This window comes from Paenibacillus sp. FSL P4-0127, from assembly GCF_038007325.1.
Classification (GTDB): domain Bacteria; phylum Bacillota; class Bacilli; order Paenibacillales; family Paenibacillaceae; genus Fontibacillus; species Fontibacillus macerans.
Genome location: NZ_JBBOWY010000001.1, coordinates 4668244 through 4690385 on the forward strand (window position 1 = coordinate 4668244; position 22142 = coordinate 4690385).

A 22142-nucleotide genomic window follows, 5' to 3' on the forward strand; every position below is an offset into this window, starting at 1 on the left:
AAGAAAGATAATATATCCCATATTAAGATTATACTAGATATAGTCTACATTTTTAACAATATAACTTGTTAGAGTTCAAAAGTATCCATGAAAATCTCGATTAGGCTGTTTTTCCTGACAATGATAGAATTGGCATATGTTCTTAAATAGGAGATGAGGACTTTGAACTGGAATAAGGTCTATTGATGATGTCAAAAACTACGTAAGGGATAATGTGAGCTCCTACTGGGTGAGAAAATTGCACAGATTGCAAAAGCCATTTTCCATTTCGCGAATATTTGCTCTATCGGACCAGGCAGTGCAATCACTCCGTTAATCTCTTCAATTCTACTGCTATCGTTCTCTCTTTATGATTTTGGGCATGTAAAAAAAGCTCATTCCTACTAATGGTTCAAGAGGGAAAGAGCTTTCGAACTTTCGAAAGGTTATCAAGTGTTTGAATCAGTTAGTGTTTGGTTTGTTGGTAATAGTACGATCTTGTTGTTGGAGTTCTAAAGACAGCATCCCAGAAATACTACCCAATAAAAATTATTATTCCATCTCGGTGAGTAAAAGCGATGGGCAATTCAGTCTCAATCAATTCGATTCTTTCAATAATTTTTATCCTCTTTTCCTCAGGTAAGTTCTCCTTCGCCCACTCTTTTATTTTTGATAATTCTTCTAAAACGAATGGAAAATCTTCTTCAACTAATTCGATCCCAACAGAAAATACTTTAGTCCATTTTAACCCTAATTCTTCAATTGCTGGCTCCCAACATTCTTGAAAAAAAGACTCAGTAGCTACAGGAATGAAAAACTTCTCTTCAAATTCATCTTTTGCCTCTAAAACCATAGCACTAATTGACATTACTTTTTCCCTCCAAACAATGCATCAAAAGTGTAATCAGGAAATTCTTTTCTTAATTGTTCCAAGCTATTCTCTACAGCTTGCCTTAATTCAGGAGTATCTCCATCTAATCTGAAAATGAATTTTCGAATGCCTTTAATTTGATCTAATGAAGGTATGTTTGAAGTCCCGTTTTTGGTAGCTCGTGTAGCTGTAGCTTTCACAATATTATTAATTCTTTTTCTTGTTTTATCCAATATTTGTTTATCCGTAAATTGCTGAGGAGTTTGAGCAGGTAATCCAGTTTTAGGATTGATGACATTAAGTCCCTTCGCTGCTTTATCCTCATAGAAAATACCATTTTTCAAATCAATCTCGTCTATTTCGCCAATCGGTTTTCCAGTGTGATCAACAATTTCAACTTCTTTTATTGGCCCAGCTTTAACCGTTCCCTCAGCCACATTACTCGGAGCCGGCGTCTCCAACTTTCTTTGCGTTGCCGGCACCTCATCCACTTCCGAACGCTTCAGCCACCCGGTCAGCCTTTGTCCCGCTGTACTCTTGAGCGCGCCGGAAATGAGCTTAAACGCATAGGTGAAGGTCACATCCCCGGCTCCGGCCATAGCGGTATCCAGAGCGATATTTTGGGCGCGGCCTGTGAGGTCTTGGTCGCCGTCATGCTTGAAGTCGGTTACCGCGTCAGACGCTTCGGTGGCCGTGCCGAAGATCGCTCCCGCCGTCATGGATCTAACCATCGTCGGCGATAGCTTGGAGAGGGCCGCCGGGGTTTTCACTGCCTTCAAATATTTAAAGGGTAAAAAGAACCCGACTACATTCCCGGCAGCTTCGCCAACTCCTTTGCCGTACGGATCGTCCAACGGATTTACGTAACCTTCCGGTTCCGGTCCCATAATCCATTCGGCAAGCAACTCCGGCAATCCTGCCGAGGCCGTATTGATTGCGTTCACCACAGCATTCGATCCGCCGACCATTAGGTTCGCGAAAAAAGGATTGCCGATGCCGCTTCGCTTTTGCCGCATCTCGTTTTCTTCTTTTTTCTCAAGCTCTTTTAGCTCGTTATAGATCCTGTCTTGTTCTTCCTTGGTCAAATCTGCCCAATAGGTCTGCTTCAGCCGCTCCTGAACTTCCGGATCATCGCGGTTTAGCACATCGTCCAGCGAATAGCTTCGCGGATCTACCGACGTGATATAGTATTGCGGCTCGCTCTTGGAATCCTCAACCGGTTCCACTTTCGGCATGTTAAACAGCGCCTGCCAGGTTGCCGGTCCGACTACGCCCTCCAGCCCATTCTGATCCTTCTCGTAAACCTCCCGGAATCCCTCCAACACACGTACGGTAGCTTCATCAAAATAGCCGTTCGCCTCGACCTCAAAACCCAGTTCTTGCAACCGCAGCTGCGCCATTTTCAACGGCTCAGAATAGGCCTGACCGTGCATTTGCACCGTCAGCAGCCCGCTCAGCGTTCCGAACAAGGTCCGCCACACGTTTTCATCCACGATTCCTTGCCGATCGCCGGCATTGTCCAGTCCGTATTTTTCTTTATACCGATTAACTGCTTTCAACGTGGCCGAGTCAAAACACCCGTTCGCTTCCAGTTCATATCCCAGCTCCTGCAACCTTTCCTGTAGCTTCAAGACTTCGTCGCTGTAATGCTCAGGGTCCAGAGTCAGTTCTTTCGTAAGCAGCTCCACAGTGATAGGGAGATAAATCGCTGCCCGGGAGAATAAGGAAAACGCCGAAAACGGCAAAGGAAAGACCGCCGTTTTATTCCCAGAAGTCGTCGGGAGTGCAGCAAATTTATTTAAGGTAACCGGAAGTTTTAACTGCTTCGCCTTCAAAAAGGACTCCTGCTCTTGGCGAGTATACTCGTTCGCCGCCCAGCGCAGCGTTTTCTCTTTCGTGCGCAATTCGTCGCCGATCTCCCGGGACAGCTGCCGAATCCGCTCCATCCGCCGCTCCACTTCAGATATTGCGGAGCGGACTCCCGGCTCGGAATAAGCCGAACTTGTTCTACTGGCTAACTCGGATACCCTTTTTAGCGTAACTGTGACTTGATCTCCGATCCTTTGCTCCAACCGGCGTACTTCGTCTGCGAGCCCGTTAATGCGGGCCGGATCGACCTTCAGTTCCAAGACGTTCCCCTCCTTTCCCCAACATACTTGGAAACGCAAAAAGTTGTTCAAGGGCGGAAAGCGGTTTGCGCCGAAACAAAAGGGCCTGACTTCGCTCCGGCATCATCCCCAGCATCCAGGTTCCTTTTTCTGTTCGCGCACAGGTAAACAGCGCTTCGGCCTCCTCTCCAGAAGCCAAGTGGTATCCGGCAATGACCCGGCAATCGGACTGTGGCCCAAAGGCTTCCGCTAAGTCTTCCGAGGTCTGACGATCTATCCCAAGCTTTTGCCAAAGAACCGTTGCCGCTCCTTGTTCTCCCGCACCTGCAAGCGCCAGAGCATAATTGGCCTCCGCCGCGGGTAGAGGGTAAAATGCCTCCTGCTCACAATCGCTAAGCAAAAACTGCTTCCGGAGCATGGCAATCGCTTCTTCCCGCCCGGTGCAAAGCTGGACCTCGCAAGTCTCTTCCCCAGTTAAGCGCGTGAACATCCCCGCCCGGCAATGGATAAATTCCATGGAGACTGCCCCGTTTTTTTCCACCAAGCAAGCAAACACCTGGTCCGGGAAAGACAAAACTTCCGCAATCGCGGCATAATCATGCTCTATGTATAGTTGGTCCTCATCTTCTTCCGTCAAAATATGTTTGCTCTTCAGCCGGCCGGACACCTTCTCCCATCGTTGGCGGGCCTCCTGCAAATCAAGGCCATCCAGCACATTTTCCAAACCATACAAGGTAGTGGCTCCGGAAAGCAAGCATAGGTAAAACCATTCATCTTGCGACAGCACATAGTTTGTCCTATTCATTCCACATCCCTGGCCATATAGATATTTTATGGAAAAAATACTTCACTACATTCTATCAACCCGCCGCCGGCCTCACAATTCCTTAGTTGGCATAATATCTCACAAATGATCCGTTTCACCTATATAAATGAACAAAAAGTCCGGAGCAGCATGGGGCTGCCCCGGACACATTTATGAGGATAATTTACTAATCTAGGTTAAGAAGCATCCAGTGATAAAGTTAGATGCTTCAAATCGATAACGGCATTTAATTTCATAAGAAGATCAAGTCCGAGCAGTCCGTTGATATGCCCCTGAGGGTCAATAACGCCAAAATCCAGCTTTACATCGTTCAGGCCTACTGCCCCTAGCCTTACCCCGTCAACCTGTTTCATGTAAAAGTTATGCAAACTTCCACCAATACCATAGGAAGAATGGATATAATCATCAAGTTCAGCAGCGATACCGATTGTTTCGACCGCGTCGGGGGAAATGATCGTTTCAGCAGCTCCAGTATCTAAAACAATCCGGTCGATCACCGTAGATCTTCCTCGAAATAAAATCTCTACTGACGTGAACAAAAGGCCGTTTTCAGACACGACGTTTATCATAGCTAACCCCTTAGTCCGAACAATTGTTTGATGGGGACTTCAATTTTCTCTTTACCCGTATGGTAGACGAGAATGTCGTCTTTTGCTCGAACTAACTCTCGTGTGGCTTCTACATTATCATCAAAAGCCTGAATGATTGCCATATCGTCAACATAGCGCACTTGATTTTCAATGCGCCCCTCCAAGATACGGAGTTTAACAAAACGGTTTGGGTACAGCCTACGAACTTCCTCCCACTTCAACGTCTACACCTCCAACCAACTTATTTTGTATCTCCATGATAACACTTCCCCCTAAAGCATGCTATGCAGTATGAACAGTTGAAAAACACCGGAAGGCCAAGGCTCCTACCCTATCATATTGGTTAACACTAATCCGATTGCATCATCTCGAACGTATATTATGAATTTGGAGAACTGCCCCGATCATGTTCATAAGGCTAATTTACTAATCTAGGTTAAGAAGCATCATGTCCCCGATGTTCAACCAGAACACAGACCAAAACCCGATCCAGCCGAAAAGCCCAGGGTTCGCCGGAAGCAAGGCAAGTTGCCCGCACTAGACGATGCGGGGTTCAAATCAGTGGTTGCACCTGAACCTCCAATGACTTCTCTGGAAATAGATCGCCCTTTATTACAAGCACAACTTTTATAATCAGCGCAAAACCAACGGAATCATTAAAATACAGATTAACAGCTGAGAATCATTTATTTATCGATGAAGGTTCCGATAACGTTCTTGGATTCACGAACTTGAGAGGCTTAAAATCCGGATTGGTCAAAATGCGCATCGTCCCAACTCAATCCTTCCTCGATCTTCATGCGCCGCCTCTCTATTTATTATAAATCACCGGAGTTTTGAATTCCCAACATTTCCACAGATTTTCATTTATCGCTAGTTCAGCCATAAAATAACTTACATTGATTCTGCTTGTTTTACCCGCATTGAATATGGGGCTTCTTACCGGAGATTCACAAACTTCATATGGACTTTCTTCATCATGATTGACTAAGGTATCCGGACGTACGGCAACCCATCCGACATTTCCGTCTCCTTTACCCATTTTGGCAATCAAATAATTGGCTGCCTTAACATTATCTCGATGAGGAGGAAGCAAAAGCTTTAGTAAGGATAAGATGATTTTTTCTCCCAGTGAATTTGTCTCTCCCGATAACGTGTTCGTGTAACCTGTTGTACTCATCAGAATGAGTTTCACCCTTTTGTCGGCCCTTTTCGGGACGGTCTCACAGATTCTTTTGATTGCATCAAATACCAAATAACGAGGTTTGCCGAACATCCCTTTGAGCGTAAGATTGTGACCAAGACAGGAGATAATGACATCACAATCACGTAGAAGCTGATTCATTTCAGCGTCATTTAATTCGTTGATATTCCCCTTTACGATTTCCACTAATGGATGTTCTAGCACGTCATTGGGAACAACAGCACTTTTTCGGATGAGAATCCGAGTATGGATTTGTCTTTTGATAAATTGCCTGACGACATGTTTGCCGGTAGCGCCGCTTGCTCCAAGCACTAATACTCTCATACTCCATCTCCGTTTTCATTAGATTTATTTTAGAGGTGGTTCTCACACTTTAACTTAAATTGAATCCTTTGAATATTAGAAGTATCGCGAGAAACATCTCGCAAATAGCTATTGGCGCATTTAGGATAAAGTAGACCGGGCTTGCTAATTTGATGATGTTCAACATCAACAGTAATGTAGCCAGAAGAGTCAAGGTAGACCCGATCATCCCCCATATCGAGAACCACCTTGGGATAAGTCCAATTTTATATAGGCCATAATAGAGGATCAAGCCGCCAATACTCCAGGGCAATATCATCCCTATATGATTCAGAATATCTCTGCCTTGTCTGAGCAATTCAGCGATAACTTCAAAATACGATGAGTCAGCTTGGCCGGCAGCTGCCGAACTCTGACTCAAACCTAATAAAAGAAGCAGAGAGCCTATACCGGCAAAGAGAAAGCCGGAGCCAATCATCCTGAAACCGAAATATCCCACCGCCAGACTTTTATTGTATTTTTTAATGATTGGATATAACAATACGGTTATCGTGACATACACTACAGCCATTGCCGCTTGAAAAAAGGTTGCAATCAAAACTTGCATTTCGATCTCCGACAACTTTACAAGGTAATTGGAACGCTCTAATGCAGGAACAGAGCTAAATATTCCAAAAACAAAACTAAAGATGAGCAGCAGCCCAAGATAGACTGCCGTTTTTCTGTTGGTTTGCATGACTACTCCCCTCTTTTACCTGATGATCAGCCAGAGTGTTTTACGAATAGTATATTGGCTGCAAGGCATGACTGAGTAGATACTAAAGTATGGTTCGAACTAAAAAAGGCCCAAGCCTTGCCTTTAGGCATTGCTTAAGACCGGAGTAAGTTATATCAGTCCGAGCTCTCTGGCACGTGCGATCGCTTCGGTTCGCCGTTTAACCTGCAATTTGTCAAAAATATTGCGATTATACCCCTTCACTGTACTTAAGGCCAGGAAAAGCCGATCACCTATTTCTTGATTGGAGAGGCCTTGGGCAATCAGTTGCAGAACTTCCAGTTCACGCTCGCTTAAGGCATCGATTAAAGGTTCGAAACGGATGGGGGGACTGTGAACAGCGAAATCATTGAGCTTCTGTTCATGATGCATGTTGGACAGTAAAAACCCGGTATAATCCGGCTGGATCCGACGGGTAGCCGCTTCCGTTAACAAATCAAGCATGGGCTTACCTTCGTCAACAAAAAGACGAACGAAGCCCTCATTCTCCGCCAGTGTCAAAGCATCATTTAAGCTTTCAAGCGCCCTGTCCATATTGCCTTGGACCTGAAAGGCTAATGCCAGGAGTACAAGAAACTTAAGTTGTTCGTTCTTCCATTGTTTCGCTTTCGCTTGGTCATACAAAGTACCCAGTATGGCAAGGGCCGCGCTTGCATTCCCTTGGATCATATGGATTCTTGACTGCAGAACAGGCCATTCACTAGTTTCCGGATGCTTTACGACTTCCGGAAAGTTGCCGTGATGAAGAGAAATAAGAAGTTCCAAGTGTTGAACTTCGCCCAAAAGGTGAGTAAAGGATCGTTCTTGCACTTCATGACGAGCTTTAGTTAATAAAGCTTCCGATGCTGAAATATCTTGTCTGGCGAGTTTCAATTTTGCCGCAAATAATTCACTATCGGATAACCTATCCGTATTCTCGATCTGCTTGGCTAACAGGATACTCTGCCCTATATGCTGTTCGGCTGCCTCCAAATCGTTCCATTCATAGAAGATGCGAGCCATGCCTAAATATGCGTCACAAGCGGCCGGCAGTGGCGGTTCGCCAGCTAGTTCAATCACTTGTTTATAGGTTCGCACGGCCAGGTGCAACTGATTGTCGAGCTCCTGGATCTGGCCTGTACCTAAAGTAGCCATAAGCGTAATAATTAAATGTCCCATTCGCTTGCTTATCGATAGTGCTTCAGTGTAAGCTCGTCTGGCCGCTGCGCGATCGCCCTGCAGCTGGTAGGCAACGCCTAACGTCCAGCTTGTCGCCGCGCGCACAGGCAGATTATTCGGATGCAGATGCTCCAGCGCGACGAGGGATTGGGTAATAATGGTATCCGTCTCGTTCCGAATGACTCCAAGCGTGGCCCGGATCGATGCCATATGCCCGATTAGATCATGATCTGCCTCATTGGGATCGATAGGTTTCATGGCCGCTTCGGCAGCGGATAGTTTTTGTTCGATTCCGTCCGATTGGCCGATCATCAATAAGGCGGAGGCATAAATCACCCAGAGCGACGGCCGTTCGTTAAGCGTGGACTCGTCCTGGCGCTTCAGCCAGTTTAATACAGGCTGAGCGGCGCCGCGAAAATGTAGGGGCATTCCCCTTCCTTCGATTAATGTTGCGGCCCGATCCACATCTTGAGCCGCCGCAGCGTGCTGAAAAGCTTCGATCTCAAGGTCATTCTCTTCAAACCAATGGCTTGCCCTGGTATGTAGAACGGCGATCTCCTCGGCCCCGTCCTTGTTGGCATGATACAAACGCTGTCGCAACAAATCGGCAAAAAGATGATGGTAACGGTACCAATGACGCTCGCTATCCAACGGGATAATGAAGAGGTTGGAACGCTCAAGATACGCCAGGATTTCATCTCCTCCCATCCCATTCGGTAGAACGGCATCACAGAGGGAGCCGCAAAATCGATCAAGAATGGAGGTATGAAGCAAGAAGGTCTGAACCTTTTCGGACTGCTGCATTAGGACTTCCTCCATTAAATAATCCAACACAAAACGGTGGCTGCCGGTAAAGGACGAGATGAATTGGGTCGTATTCGAACAGCCCTGCATAGAGATAGCGGCTAATTGCAGCCCGACAATCCACCCTTCTGTGCGTGCCTCCAGAGAAAATACCTCTGCAGATGATAAATTAAGCCCCATGATTTGGTTGAAAAATAACGCCGCTTCTTGCCGGGTGAAACGCAGGTCGTTTCCACGCAATTCGGTCAATTGGTTTCTTGCCCACAATTTGGCGATCGGCAACTGCGGCTCTTCGCGCGTCATGATGATCAAATGCATCTGTAAGGGTTGATGATCGATCAGAAAAGACAGGGCATCATGTACGGTTTGAGATTCAATGACGTGATAGTCATCAAGAACGAGAATAAATGGATCTGAACCGGATGATATTTCATTGACTAAAGTAGTAAGGATGTATTGGATCGGCAACGGTTGCGGAGATTGTAACGCTCTCCATACACCTTGGTCGTTAACATCAACGATGTTCTTTATTGCAGCGATAAGATGAAGGAGAAATCGCCCAGGATCATTATCACCTTCGTCCAGCGATAACCAAGCGGCCCGACGTCTGCAGTCAGCCAGCCACTCGCTGACTAACGTGGTTTTACCATAGCCTGCAGAAGCGGAGATTAGCGTTAGTTTTCCCTGCTGCCCCTCAGACAAGCGTTGGAACAAATGTGAGCGTTGAACCACTTTCGTTCGCGCTGGAGGAATATGCAGCTTTGTGGTTAATATAGGTATGTTCATAAAATTTCTACACCACGCTTTTCATTTTTACGCACCATCGAAACAGCTTCTCAGCAGAAACACCTTGATGCCATTCGACGCCATTTCCACCTCCGCCGCCCTCACCGTCCGAGCAATATCCAAATGAAACCCCTTGCTTCTTCAACGCAAACGAAAGCCCGTCAATCAGGCTCAAATCATCCTCCAACAGCAGGAGCTTGTTCATTTTTTTCACTTCTCTTGTCTATCCTTAGGTATATTATGATTCGAGATGGTGGGGGATTCAAGGAAGGTGCCAAAGGTAGCGGATAAACCCGGGAAGCTTGGAATACAAAGAAACTGTAGGAGGCAGGTATTCATTTTGCCCCGCATACTTCCGACTCTTGGAACTTTTAATAAACGAATGTTGCGCCTACTGGTATGGACCAAGCTGTCGGCTTTGTACTTGTTAAAACTTCCAGAAAAACATCCCCAGCGTATTATACAAGAAATGAGGATTCAACTGAGCCTGGATCGCTTTCAACTCAGCTTCTTTTTCACTAATTTTACGTTCATACACTTCATAAATGAGCTTCTCGATATGGGCCGTCATATTATTAAAGCTGTCCCCGAGATACCCCAATTCATCCTGGGTCCGAATCTGCACACGCGTATCAAACTGGCCTTCCCGCACACGCTTCATGCCGCGCACCAGGTTTCCCAGCGGACGCAGCATCCGGCTAATCCCGGTAATAATGATCGCCAAACAAATTAAACTGGCCAGCGCCGAAACCACCGCCACCTTGAGGATCACTTGGCTTTTGCTTTGGATTTGGGCCAGGGACACCTTACTAACCAAGGTAAATCCGACCTTTTCCGACTTTTGCCTCGTGTATATATAGGAAACCCCGTTCTCTTTACGAACCGAATTACCGATGCCTGGCATCGTCGACAAATCCGGGACCTGCCCGTTAGATCCATTCAACGAATACAAAGGTTTCCCCTCTTGATCATACAAAAACACTTCCACTTGAGTCTCGGTTCGCAGATCTTTCAAATACGCTTCAAACAAGGACGTATTGAACAAAATCAACATCATGCCATAGGTATCCAAATCCATCGACCGCATAAGCCGCCCCGCCAACACCCAATTGGAATTTTCCTGTTGCCGATAGTCCTCCCGGCCAGGCTGGCTCCAAACATATTCCCCGCCCGTCCCCTCCAGCTTACGAATCATTTGCCCGAGATATTCGGGCTTAAGACTATTAAACGAGCCGGCAAAAGAGCCAAGATTAATGACATTTCCTTTCAAATCATAAATCCGAATACCAATCATCTCCGGCGCATCCAGCCGTACCTGATAGATTTGCTCATCCAGCATCTTCTCGATTTTCATCCGTTCATACGAATCCGACCGTTCATTCTGCGCCGAAATCGCCAGACTAACCGACGGATTCAGAGTAATATAGTCTGTAATTCTGTACATATCATTGACCCTCGAATCCAGCCGAGCCAATACCTGCTCCGTCGTCATATAATATTGCCGGCTAACCTCTTCATTAAAAAGCGACAGATGAATACGGTACGTAATCAGCGCAGTCACGCAAGAAATCAATAGATTCGCAGCCGATAAGGAAATGATTAGTTTGGTGCTGAATTTGAATAATTTCTTGTTGAACGGACGGTGTTTCTTAGTCGTCATATTAGTTCCTTCGGTGGAAAAACAGGCAGACTCCGCATTAGCTCCATCTTGCATGTTTGGGCAGCGTTTTCAAATTATGTAGCATTTCGGCTACTAATAGTATACCATAGCTAAGGCAAATGGACGTCTCCTTGATAATGCCATCAAACAGGTTCTTGTCGGAATATCAGTTAACGTTGATGTATTCACGAAACGACCCAGCCATAGCTAGCTCCTCTCTAAAGCTGGGTTATTTGTTGTCAGAGTTTCTTCCATGATTATAGAGGCAACTGTTACGACAATGCCTCCATGGAGAGCTTCTTCTCGCATCTCAAAACGGAAGGGCTCTATCCCTAAGATATCCGAACTATCGAGGAAGCACAAAGGCGAATTGAGACATTTATTCACTTTATAATCATTGCTGTCTGCAACGAAAATTGAAAAAGCTGGCGCCAGTGGAGTAACCGACGCCAGCTTGCCGCTTAGGGGCTTTTTTTCAATGTCCATAAAACGGGAGCTTAACCAGTATCGACCAGCTGTTTTTTGTTTATCATTTAAAATCGTTAAAATCCTTGCTGCATCTAGAGTTAGAAGCTGTTTAGTTTCTGAGGAAGTTAAGGTAAAGAAGTTAAACAATTGCATGTGCTTTAAGCCATTGATTAATATTTTGCACCATCTGCTCCCACTGATGTTGAATAAGCGCACCGAATATCGGTTTTGTAGCTTCAATAAGGTCTTTAGCCACTTTTCTTCTACTTTGCTGATTAGATAATAGGCTGCATAATAGATCAGTTAGTTGTTGCCTACTACTAATAGCGCTTGCTTCTATCCATAGCCATTTTAACAGATGCCCCATTTTTTCTACTTTATAATCGTAATTAATTTCTGTTTTGGAGAAATAGCTTAATAACAACGTAATTTTATTATCTATAATGAAGTTATGTTTCATAAATTGATGGGTGAAAACCTCAATATCTATTGGTAAAAAAGAGTATCCCATCATAATTAATGTAGAATAGTGTTCATAAAACACTGAAGACTCAATTCTTTTTTCTTCTTTCAGCACACGAATAAATTCAAAATTTCCAAAACAGCTTACTCCATGAGACTCTCTGTAGAGTTTAAGTATCAAAAAACTATCAACAAAGAGTGAACAATTCAGTTCTTGCGCCACTTCTACGGTCCTTTTCATTAAGTCATATCTTTCATCATACTCATTATGTTGTGAAAGATGATTACCCACCAAGATACAATTAGCTCTAATCCAGTTAACAACCTCATCGATAACATTTAATGTTTGTCTTACTTCTTCAGAAGAAACCTCTGCTAACATTAATCTACCGTCAGTATATGAAATGGAGCTTGTACCACTATCAGAAATGACTTTTATCTTTCTCCATTCCTCCAATAATTCATTAAATTGCTCTTGATGAATATAAATAATACTGTATTTATTTTGAAAGCTCTCTAGTAATCTAAGATGACGAAGAGTGAAAAGCGAGGAAATATCCGCTAAGACTTTCTCACTTATTTTTGCAGTTCTATATGATAGTTTTAACTCCGCCCACTCACCTGGAGTACTCCATATATTCAGATCAGTTGCATTTACGCAATGTACCCAGGTTTCAAATATTCCTCTATTTAATAAACCCGCCATAGAACTCATTGGAAGTCTATATTTCTGATAGAAATTGCTAAATTCGTCATATTGATCTCTTACTTTTTTAAGTTCACTTATAAGTTCTTGTGATGGATTATTTTCGTCATCAAGAGCTTGAATTTCTTTAAATAGTGGCTCAGCGTAAGGGAATTTTTCTTTAAAGTTGGTAAATATGCTTTGATATGCTTCAATCCATTCTTGATTAGGCTCAGCGATAAACCTACTAAGCTCGGAGAAAGTATGAAAATAAAATCCCCAAACCTCAGAAGAATTATTCCCTTGAATCCAGGCTTTATACGCAAATTCAACTGCTTTTTCAAAATTAAAAGTATCCTTGTAGGCAATGCTAAGCAGATAATAATCCTCTACTGATCCTTTGTTTTCTAGTTGTTTTTCAGCATTAGTAAGACAATTCATACATTCGTCGGTTTTACCCATGCGATAATAACATCTAGCACTTTGTAGAATATAATTTAATTTTTTTGTTTTTCTATACAACGCACTAAAGCTTCTCAATGCTAGGCTATACCACTGAAAATTAAAGTGTATGCCTGCAACAGTATCATGCAGTAATTCAGTTTTTAGAACCATCCCATCATTATATAATTTAACAATTTCCTCGTAGTCACCCAGCATATATAAACTTTTAATCAATCGATTAATTAGAGTTTCATTTATATACCAGAATGGCAGCGTAATTATCAATTCTTTCAATTTTTTGTGGTCATCGTCTGTTCCCCTATTAACTAGGGCAGTGGAAAACTCAATCTTCAAGTCTTGATTTAAATTCAAATCTGGTATAGGGGATTTAAAGTACTGTTCAAAATTCTCGACTGCCTCATCCCAATCATGTATTAAACATGCGTAATACCCATTTATGGCACGTAAACCATTCCACTCAACTAACTCATGCTCAATATTTTTAATATACTTCACTAGCTCGATATGTTGAACATTATAATTAAGAGCATCAAGATATAAAATGTGATATTGGAGCAAGTCCTTTTCATTATCAGAAACCAAGAACTCCTTGTGTTCCGTTAACAGTTCAATCGCTTTTTCAGAAAAGCCAGCTTCTACATAGGACCTTCCAAGTAAAAGTAAGTCGTCCTTAGATAACTTATGCAATTCTGATTTTGTTAAATGACTTATTATAGCTCTCCAATCCCTTGCACAAAAACAACAAGCAATATAACTGTTAATATGCCTCTCATAGTCATCATTAAGAAGTTCAAAAAATAAAATCTGTGCTTTTGAAAACTCGCTAACTCTAAAAAAGAGCGCAGCTTTCAGCTCTTTGAATCTTTGGCTGTATCTAGGCACAAGCTCTTTTCCATCTAATTTTTCAATTATTGGGACGGCTGTGTTGTAAACCCTTTCAATATTAATAATCTCCTTACTTTTCACCTTATTTTCTAAATCACGCATTAAGGCATCCAGCTTTAATAATAGCCATTCGGCCTCATCTGGATTATCGGCTGTATCATCCAAAATACTATTTGTCATTTCAATTACAGCTTCAAAATCCGAAGTCAATAAGAGGACATGCGCTCTTAAAATGCTTAGTTCCAGCTCTGGATGAGAATCAATTAATGAAAGTGCCTGACTGTACTCTTCTTTCTTTAACAGTACGTTGACAAGAGTCTCAATACTTTCTTTTGTTGCTCCTTCAATATTTTTAGCCTCCATTGCAAATCTATAAGCATCATCTAACCTATTTGATAATAACTTCACAAGTGATTGAAGTCGCTTACAACGAGCTGTATTGTCACAATTGTTGATTGACTGTTGAAGATAAGGAATCGCTTCTTCCTGATGAGTAGTGTATAAATAAGTTTGGGCTACAATGGAATTGAGTTCACATATTACTTCTCGTGGTAGATTAGACTGTTGTAATCTTTCTAACGCTCTTTCTCTTGCTGATTCGAGCTTCCCTTCTTTTAATAATTTCTTTAGATCTTCGAAGCCTGGATTTCTTCCCATTAATAATGTTTGCAGATCACTAACAATTTGTAGAGTTTGGTGTGTATTATGCTGAATTGTTAATACTCCACTAGAAATATTCTGTATATCATTTTGAATAATTTCTAAATGACTGAGCGCTTGTAGGAACTCAGGCGACCAATGGATTCTTTTATATTCTTGTATTTTTAATAACACTATTTGAAAGAATGGGGCTAATTTATCTTGAAAGCTTGGAAACCGCTCATAGTAAGGTTCTAAATTTAACTTACTTTTATTAAATTTATCAAAAGTGACCCCTTCTAAAATCCAACGAAAAATCTCATCTCTGTTTGTGGAATCATCTAATAACTCCGAAACAATATTGTCCTCAAGTTCAACATTAGCTTTTGCATCCGCAATTACGGCTTCAAACATGTTGCGTACCATTCTGTGATAATTATCGCGAACAAGCATATCTTTTAGATCGCGATATGCCTTTGAGTTTTTCGTTCTATTTCCAACATACTTTACAAAAGATGTGAACAGTGTTTTAACTATAACCATATACAAAACCCCCTCACTAATCCTAACACTCATCAATGTCATCTACCCATACACGCAATTTGAAGTTAAATTTCACCAAAGCAACAGATTCACAGCATTTAGTATTAAAAAGAGAAAGTCATAACTATTGCCTCTTAATACCATAGTTCATCTTCACTTCTGGATGTAAATAAAGCTTCGTAACATAGAACCAAAAGATTCAAGATGGTGATATACTCTCACATTTATACGAAAAATAACTCAACGCGTTAAAGTGTGGAAGCGCGTCGAAACAAAAAGGGGGGGTGTTTGATTCTTTTTTTTCCATAATATGGGTTTATACTGAATTCAGTTCATGAAGTTCAACTTCATAGCCCATCTGTTTGATTTTTCGAATCCAGTACTCGATGGTTTTTTCACGTTTACCCAAATAGTCTGCGCCCAGTTCCTCGTAAGGCACTTTATCTCGTAGGACGACGTAGATGATCCGTAAGAGTAAATGTGAAACCGCTATAATGGCTTTTTGTTTACCCATTCGTTTGACTAGCCTGTAATATAAAGCGGATATCCGGGAGTCTTTGACCCTTATGGCGGCCCAACCGCATTGACAAAGTACGGATTTTAGTCCCTTATTTCCGCGTTGGTTCTTTTTTCGTTTTTTTTACCGTTACTTTCATGGTTGGCTGGGCATACCCCGGCCCATGAAGAAAGGTGAGCATCGGATGGAAAATGTGACATATCTGTACCCAATTCGGCCACGATGCTCGCCGCTGCATCATGTTTGATCCCAGGAATAGTGTCCAGCAACTCCATTTCCAAGCGATAAGGCATAGTCAGTTGTTCAATTTCTGTTTCCAGTTCTTGAATCTCCTGTTCTAGATACGCAATATGCTCCAGATGTCTTCGAATCATTTTCCGATGATGAAGGCGTAAACGGCCGTTTAGCGCCTCAATAAGTTCGGGAACTTTGCGTTTCAGAGACGACTTCACCATGTCACGAACCTGCCGTTCATTAAGCACTTCACCGTTGACAATGGATTCAAGTAACAATCGGCCGGAAACCCCAAAGACGTCTGACATAAAGGTGGTGAGTTTCAGATTGGCATCTTGCAATATCTTGTGAATCCGGTTCTTCTCTTGGGTCACATTCTGCAGGAGTTTCCGGCGGTATCGAGTGAGGTCACGCAAGTCGCGAATATCTACGCTCGGGACAAAACTTTGCTCGATTAATCCGCTTCGGTGTAACCGGGCGATCCACTCGGCATCGCTATAGTCGGTTTTTTTGCCTGGAACATTCTTGATGCGGGCCGGATTGGCGAGGGTCAACTTACAAGAATCCTCCAGAATGTTCCATACCGGCTTCCAGTATACCCCGGTGCTTTCCATGGCCACATGGGTACATTGTTGATCTTCGAGCCAGTCTTTTAAACGAAGTAGTTCCTTGGTGGTCGTTCCGAATGTCTCGATTTCTTTTGACGGTCTCTTGTCGAGCGGACCGTACAGAAGGCAGGCCACGATATTATCCTGATGGACATCTATACCTGCACATCGTTCCAAAATCGCATCCAAAACGAACAACTCCTTTCTGGATGTTTTAAGCAGATCATGCAACCTTGTATAAAGATGACACTTTATACTCGTACTCGTGGTAACAATCGGCGATTCTCGTGGTTGCAATTGGTCCGATTCTAACACGGAGTGTTTCTCCAAAATGTAATCGACCTATGATCCACCTATAATTATTACCTCATAAAGTGAGTGCGTGTACAACCCATATTTTTCATATATGGCGGTGGCCGCCAGGCCATATTTGATTCTAATGTACCTTAAAATAATCACTCTCTCTTATCTTCTACTTCTTTATATGTACAAAAATCATCATTAATTTTTATAATTGCAATAATAAACAATCTTAAAAATATCAAGTAATTTTGATTATGAATTCTTTCATCCTCACCACTATTTGGCTGAGTATGACTGTATTTATTTCTTAAGTCTAGTCCGTTATTGAATTGTGATTTGTTAAGTGTGTAGTTTATGTAATCTTGTTCCGGTCTCGAAAAAAGAGAACTTTCAATTTCAACCACATTTCTTTTTTCTAAATCATCAATAATTGTTCTACTGAATTTCGAATATTTCCAATAGCTTATTACATCATTCAAATATAAATCCTTAAGTATAAAAATCAGCTGTTTATTGTTAAAAACAACGTATTCGTCTTTATCAACTGACAGATACTTAAGATCTATTAGCCAGTTAACGTTCGAAACATTATAATTGGCGATTTCACTTAGCTTTAATTTTTCATTAAACAGTAATTCAAAAAAATTGTTATATTTTTCTTTAAATTTTCCATGATACCCCAAACCGCTTTGATCTGAAAAAAGTAAAAAGGTTACTGAGTTAAACTCACTACCTGAACCATAGACATATTTTTTGTCAACAATTGATGGAATGTTCTTGTAAATTAGATGTTCAGATCTTATCTCAAGAAGTTCGAAGTCAATATGCCCCTCCTCAACATATAAAGTAAATTGTTTCAATACTGATTCCAATGCTGGCATAATATTGGTACACTTTTCGAGAAAAGTTGAGTTAGCTGAAGGCATAGTTACTTTGAAGTTATGTTCATCAAATTCATTTGCAAGGTAATTTTCAAAAAACCATTCAATAACTTCCTCCAACCTTATACCAATACTAAAGAGATGGCTATAATAACCTGCCATTTGTAGTAATGAGAACGCATCCTTTTGTTCAAATGCAAAACCTTTGTTATAAGCATTTTGGGAAGATGTAAGTAGTAATTGTTCAAATACCCCCATCTCACTCGACTTATTAGCAAGAGTACATCTCATTTGTTTATCTACAAATTCAAATAGAAATATAAAATTATTTAGTAAAGTAGCATAATCGGTATTCCTCTCAATCCACTTGGTACTGTAGCTAGCAGATATTGATTGACCTTCAAAGTTTAGTAGAACCTCTTCATCTTGTGATTTGGAAAAAATGACTGTGGTTTCAATTTCCATACCAGAGTTATCTTTAAAAAATTGCTTTTCTAGCTCTTCTACTTTTCTTTTTGACTTTAATATAGTTTTCGGCGAAATTTCGAGCTTATCCTTATTACTTTGAATATTGGTAATTAGTCGTAGATAATTCAAACTAGGGTCTTCACTGTCAATATAATTACAAATAATCGTCTCTTTGTCTGAATTACTTAATTCTCTCGGAATATATATTGGATCCTTTTCTCGATGATGTTTTATTTCATATTTATCCAGAAGTATTTGGGCAGATGAGGGATTATTAAGCATATATTTTTTAATTAATTCACCAAAGTGATCTGTTATATCCTTACATCTCATTATTTCGCATAACGATCTTTTCGTAACATTTAATAGTTCACGAAATTTTTCATGTGAAATATTTTCATAGACCGATAATTTTTCTAAGAGTTCCCAAAAATCATTTTTGTAGTAAAACTCAACGACATTATAGATACTAATGATGGTATCATCGTTAATTGATGATTTAAAATTTCTAGCTGCAATACCAAAACACTTTTTAACTATTATCTTGAATCGTTCAATAAAATCAGGAGTCCATTCTTCAAAATAAACTTCATTATCAAAATACTTTTTAACATTATATATTTCAATTATGTCGTTAATATCTTCTACTACTTTTTTACCGGTATCATAATCTTTTATTAGATCCTGACATTTTTTTAGATTATATCCATAAGTCAAATCGTTTATTGAGTAAAATTTTACTCTTTCCATTTCTTCTCCTCATTTAATTTAATAAATCGCATTGCTTTCTCATTACATCCTAGTATTCCAACGCTAATAGCCCCAATGATAGCTTATACGTTACTGGATCATTATGTTGACCTATTTACTCCTCAGATTCATCTAAACTTATCTTAAGAATTTCTGTATTATCTTTGTGCCTAATGTATATTATAGCAATTGGAAAATTAGTAGGTTCTCCTCTTCCGCCTTCTAGTATCCGAACTTCTCGTGCTCCAAAAACAAAATAATCATTATCCATTAACTCATTAATTTGTTTTGTTAACTCATAGCTTTGTCTTACTCTCTCACCCGCTTCAAACTCGTTAAGTATCCCCCCTAAATCCTGAATATACTGAAAAAATCCCGAGATTAGTTCAATGTGATTCTCATTTGATAACACATCATGATCAAACTGATAACCCATAGCCCCATCAATAATCGAAATAATATCCTTACCATTAATAAGTCTTGGGAGAACTTCGGGAATATTTTCCTCTATTCTTCTAATTCTAGGTGGTTCAATTTTTTCAGTTTGCTCACTAAGTCTTCTTGCAACCCATTGTTCATGATTTTCTTTCATTTGTTTCAATATATGTTCCGTATAAGTTTCTTGCTGATCATCAATCATTTTATGATGTACACTACATAATAAAATTAGATTCTCATAAGAATCAATCAATTCTTTATCGTAATTTGAATTATATCTCGGGCCATTTACTTGACCTGAAATTATATGACATTCTTCCCCAATGACTGAGGGTGCATCTTGCGTAGTTGCTTCTATAACTAATTCAATTTTACAAATTGAACATCTATTTCCAGACCTCCCCCAGAGAATCTTTCGTGTTTTCTCGGAGATTGACATAATCTAATCACCTTCATAAGAATCAATAGTATTCGCTTAACGTATCGTGTTTCTAACGAAAAAAGGGGTTATATTGCAACAAGCATACGTTCTCTTTGGAAGTAATTATAAAGTTACAAATTTCTTCAGCTACTTAAGAAAGTCGATGATTTTAATATCCTCTAACATTCTCTTTAATTGATTCATTCTTCTAAAGGAAATGTCTACTATTTGTTCAATAATAGGTTTTAACATAAAAAACAAACTAAAAATCATCAAGCACAATGCAACTATTTGTATCATTATTAAAAAACCATTATGATCCTTATCCAGCAACCACTTGATAAATAAACTCAAAATAGGAACAAGTATTACGGTAGTTATTGTATAAAAAGGTCTTAATATATTTTCACTTACTTTTAAATTTGGTAACTCATCATCAATTTGGTTTAATAATTGTTCTATTTGAGAAATACTATTTACATTTCTTTGATTTAGAATTATTCTCAAAACATTAATATCATGTTCATAGTTTTCTTCAGTTGTACCTATATGTTTAACAGCACTTTTTCTCAATTCATAACCAAAGTATGATTCTCCAGAAAATCCACTAACAAGCAATAATATAACAAGCCATGAATTTTCATAAAACAAATAACAAATAAATAAACCGACTGTTATTAGCATCATAAAAGAGAAAATAACCCATACGTACCAGTTTAAAAATTTCGCATATGAAGTAACTCTTACATTCTGCTTTAAATAATCACTATATATTAACCACAACATATACTATCCTCCTTACAGGAATTTCATCTAGCATATAGGCATTCACGAACCCCCTCATCTTATTCGAAGGACCCGCCACGACGTAGTGATCGGATAAAATAACCCCTTTGAATATCCACTTTGTCACCGAACGGCTCGTTAGAGGCCCGATGGGTGAATTGCTATTAGACGATGTTAAAGCCATCATCGAGTTACTTTCGCCTATCTTATCAGTTTGTTAATTTCCTTAGCTTCAGTTCCCTCAACATCATGTATGTTATTAGCTCCACCAAATTCAAAACAATGGTCTGGTATAGCTGGTCTCTTTCTAATTGCCTTACGAACAACTTCCTTAAAAGCTTCCTTATCTTCATTAGAATTTTTATAATCAACGATTAGTAAACCTTTAGTGTAATCTTTTACATTTTTTGTCCAGCGAATAATTAGATCATTAATGTGATCATCCCTGAAACTGTATCCCACAATAAACAACTTGGATGCTTCACCAAAATCACAAATATCTTTTAGTGCCCTATAGTAAAATTCAAACGGATACTGAACAATTTTATCTGATTTGCCTCCACCAGTAATTATTGCCGGAATCAGGGGTAGATTTTCTTCATATATCTCTTTATAAATATCCTCAAACCCAATATCCTCACTTTTTAGTTTTGTCGCTCGGTTTCTCGAATAATCGTAAAAGAGTGATAACGAACCATGAAGATGATGTAATTCTACTTGTCTTTGAGAATCGGAATAGTACCCTTCATTTCTTTTGGGATTGAAGTCGAATTTTGAAACATTAGTATCTTTTAATTTATTTGCAGAAAAACAGAAATCCGTAAAATAATTAGTACCAAGTTTCTCTAAAAGAATTGTTTCGACCAGTAGATCATAATTTAAAGTAAAAACAAAACCCTTGGTACTTTCCCTTAGATTTCTTACAAAAAACTCTGTAAATCCTCCAAGTTTTCTTTCTATTGCATCCAGGTGTACATTCCCGTGAATGATTTCTAAAATTCTTGCTATATATTTTCTGTAAATCTTTTCAATAATTTTTTTATGATTACTTAGTTCAGGATTACTTAAGTTAAAATTTCTTAGGAAAGTTTTCCCTACTTCTGATTCAATGAATGAGTTATATTTCACTAAACTTTCGTAAGCTGATTCTAAATAAGTAAAATTAGATTCAAAATCATCAAATGATAACCCATCTTCTCCACCACATAATTGCATAAGGAAATCTCTATCTTCTTGATCTAGTTCGTCAATAAATCTCGTTGTTATGTTTCTTAGTGCGAATTCAGATGATAGTGCAACAGATAAGCCATTACCAAATAAAAATAATGGTTTTGTCATGTTTTAAATTCCTTTCTCATAACTTGCTTTAATTTCGGTATTCACGAAACGACCCAGCCTTAGATAGCTCTTATCTTAGGCTGGGTCGTTTGTTGTCTGAGCTTTCTTCCATGATTATACATTAAACATAACGGGGTGATAACCTCGATGCTTGAATATAGTATTATAAAGTGGTATAAGATGTTGG

General features: G+C 40.2%; 17 protein-coding genes. All 17 read right to left on the reverse strand.

Annotation, left to right across the window (positions count from 1 at the left end; all coding sequences use genetic code 11):
* Window positions 1–514: 514 nt before the first annotated feature.
* Window positions 515–847, reverse strand: coding sequence for a hypothetical protein (locus NYE74_RS21120; protein ID WP_155620590.1), 333 nt, complete (start codon window positions 845–847; stop codon window positions 515–517).
* On the reverse strand, window positions 847–2796 hold the full coding sequence (locus NYE74_RS21125) for a peptidoglycan-binding domain-containing protein (protein ID WP_341005169.1): 1950 nt from the start codon (window positions 2794–2796) through the stop codon (window positions 847–849). The genes NYE74_RS21120 and NYE74_RS21125 overlap by 1 nt, the downstream gene beginning before the upstream one ends.
* A gap of 151 nt (window positions 2797–2947) precedes the next feature.
* A complete protein-coding gene (locus NYE74_RS21130; protein WP_341005170.1) occupies window positions 2948–3763 on the reverse strand; it encodes a hypothetical protein in 816 nt (271 codons plus the stop codon).
* A 197-nt stretch (window positions 3764–3960) separates the two neighbouring features.
* Window positions 3961–4353 (reverse strand): aspartyl protease family protein, encoded by a 393-nt coding sequence (locus NYE74_RS21135; RefSeq protein ID WP_155620989.1) that lies wholly within the window; start codon window positions 4351–4353, stop codon window positions 3961–3963.
* A gap of 2 nt (window positions 4354–4355) precedes the next feature.
* Entirely contained in the window at window positions 4356–4595 is a 240-nt protein-coding gene (locus tag NYE74_RS21140; protein ID WP_036623350.1) for a hypothetical protein, read from the reverse strand.
* A 590-nt stretch (window positions 4596–5185) separates the two neighbouring features.
* Entirely contained in the window at window positions 5186–5902 is a 717-nt protein-coding gene (locus NYE74_RS21145) for an NAD(P)-dependent oxidoreductase (RefSeq protein WP_155620990.1), read from the reverse strand.
* Window positions 5903–5951: 49 nt separating this feature from the next.
* On the reverse strand, window positions 5952–6617 hold the full coding sequence (locus NYE74_RS21150) for a DUF4386 domain-containing protein (RefSeq protein WP_316561646.1): 666 nt from the start codon (window positions 6615–6617) through the stop codon (window positions 5952–5954).
* A 150-nt stretch (window positions 6618–6767) separates the two neighbouring features.
* Complete coding sequence (locus tag NYE74_RS21155) at window positions 6768–9404, reverse strand: LuxR C-terminal-related transcriptional regulator (RefSeq protein WP_155620993.1); 2637 nt, start codon at window positions 9402–9404, stop codon at window positions 6768–6770.
* Between the two features lie 7 nt (window positions 9405–9411).
* Window positions 9412–9618 carry a hypothetical protein gene (locus NYE74_RS21160; protein ID WP_196427569.1) on the reverse strand — a complete coding sequence of 69 codons (207 nt, stop codon included), beginning with the start codon at window positions 9616–9618 and terminating at the stop codon, window positions 9412–9414.
* A 213-nt stretch (window positions 9619–9831) separates the two neighbouring features.
* On the reverse strand, window positions 9832–11064 hold the full coding sequence (locus tag NYE74_RS21165; RefSeq protein WP_196427570.1) for a cache domain-containing sensor histidine kinase: 1233 nt from the start codon (window positions 11062–11064) through the stop codon (window positions 9832–9834).
* A 207-nt stretch (window positions 11065–11271) separates the two neighbouring features.
* Window positions 11272–11685: a hypothetical protein gene (locus tag NYE74_RS21170; RefSeq protein WP_155620994.1), complete on the reverse strand. Its 414-nt coding sequence runs from the start codon at window positions 11683–11685 to the stop codon at window positions 11272–11274.
* Window positions 11672–15211 (reverse strand): PIN domain-containing protein, encoded by a 3540-nt coding sequence (locus NYE74_RS21175; protein WP_155620995.1) that lies wholly within the window; start codon window positions 15209–15211, stop codon window positions 11672–11674. Before NYE74_RS21175 ends, NYE74_RS21170 begins: the two co-directional genes overlap by 14 nt.
* A gap of 600 nt (window positions 15212–15811) precedes the next feature.
* A complete protein-coding gene (locus NYE74_RS21180) occupies window positions 15812–16759 on the reverse strand; it encodes an IS110 family transposase (protein WP_249732660.1) in 948 nt (315 codons plus the stop codon).
* A 266-nt stretch (window positions 16760–17025) separates the two neighbouring features.
* On the reverse strand, window positions 17026–18972 hold the full coding sequence (locus NYE74_RS21185) for a hypothetical protein (RefSeq protein WP_230877218.1): 1947 nt from the start codon (window positions 18970–18972) through the stop codon (window positions 17026–17028).
* A gap of 115 nt (window positions 18973–19087) precedes the next feature.
* Window positions 19088–19849 carry an HNH endonuclease signature motif containing protein gene (locus NYE74_RS21190; RefSeq protein WP_155620996.1) on the reverse strand — a complete coding sequence of 254 codons (762 nt, stop codon included), beginning with the start codon at window positions 19847–19849 and terminating at the stop codon, window positions 19088–19090.
* Between the two features lie 129 nt (window positions 19850–19978).
* Window positions 19979–20617: a hypothetical protein gene (locus NYE74_RS21195; protein WP_155620997.1), complete on the reverse strand. Its 639-nt coding sequence runs from the start codon at window positions 20615–20617 to the stop codon at window positions 19979–19981.
* Between the two features lie 201 nt (window positions 20618–20818).
* Entirely contained in the window at window positions 20819–21955 is a 1137-nt protein-coding gene (locus NYE74_RS21200; RefSeq protein ID WP_155620998.1) for an SIR2 family protein, read from the reverse strand.
* Between the last annotated feature and the right edge of the window lie 187 nt (window positions 21956–22142).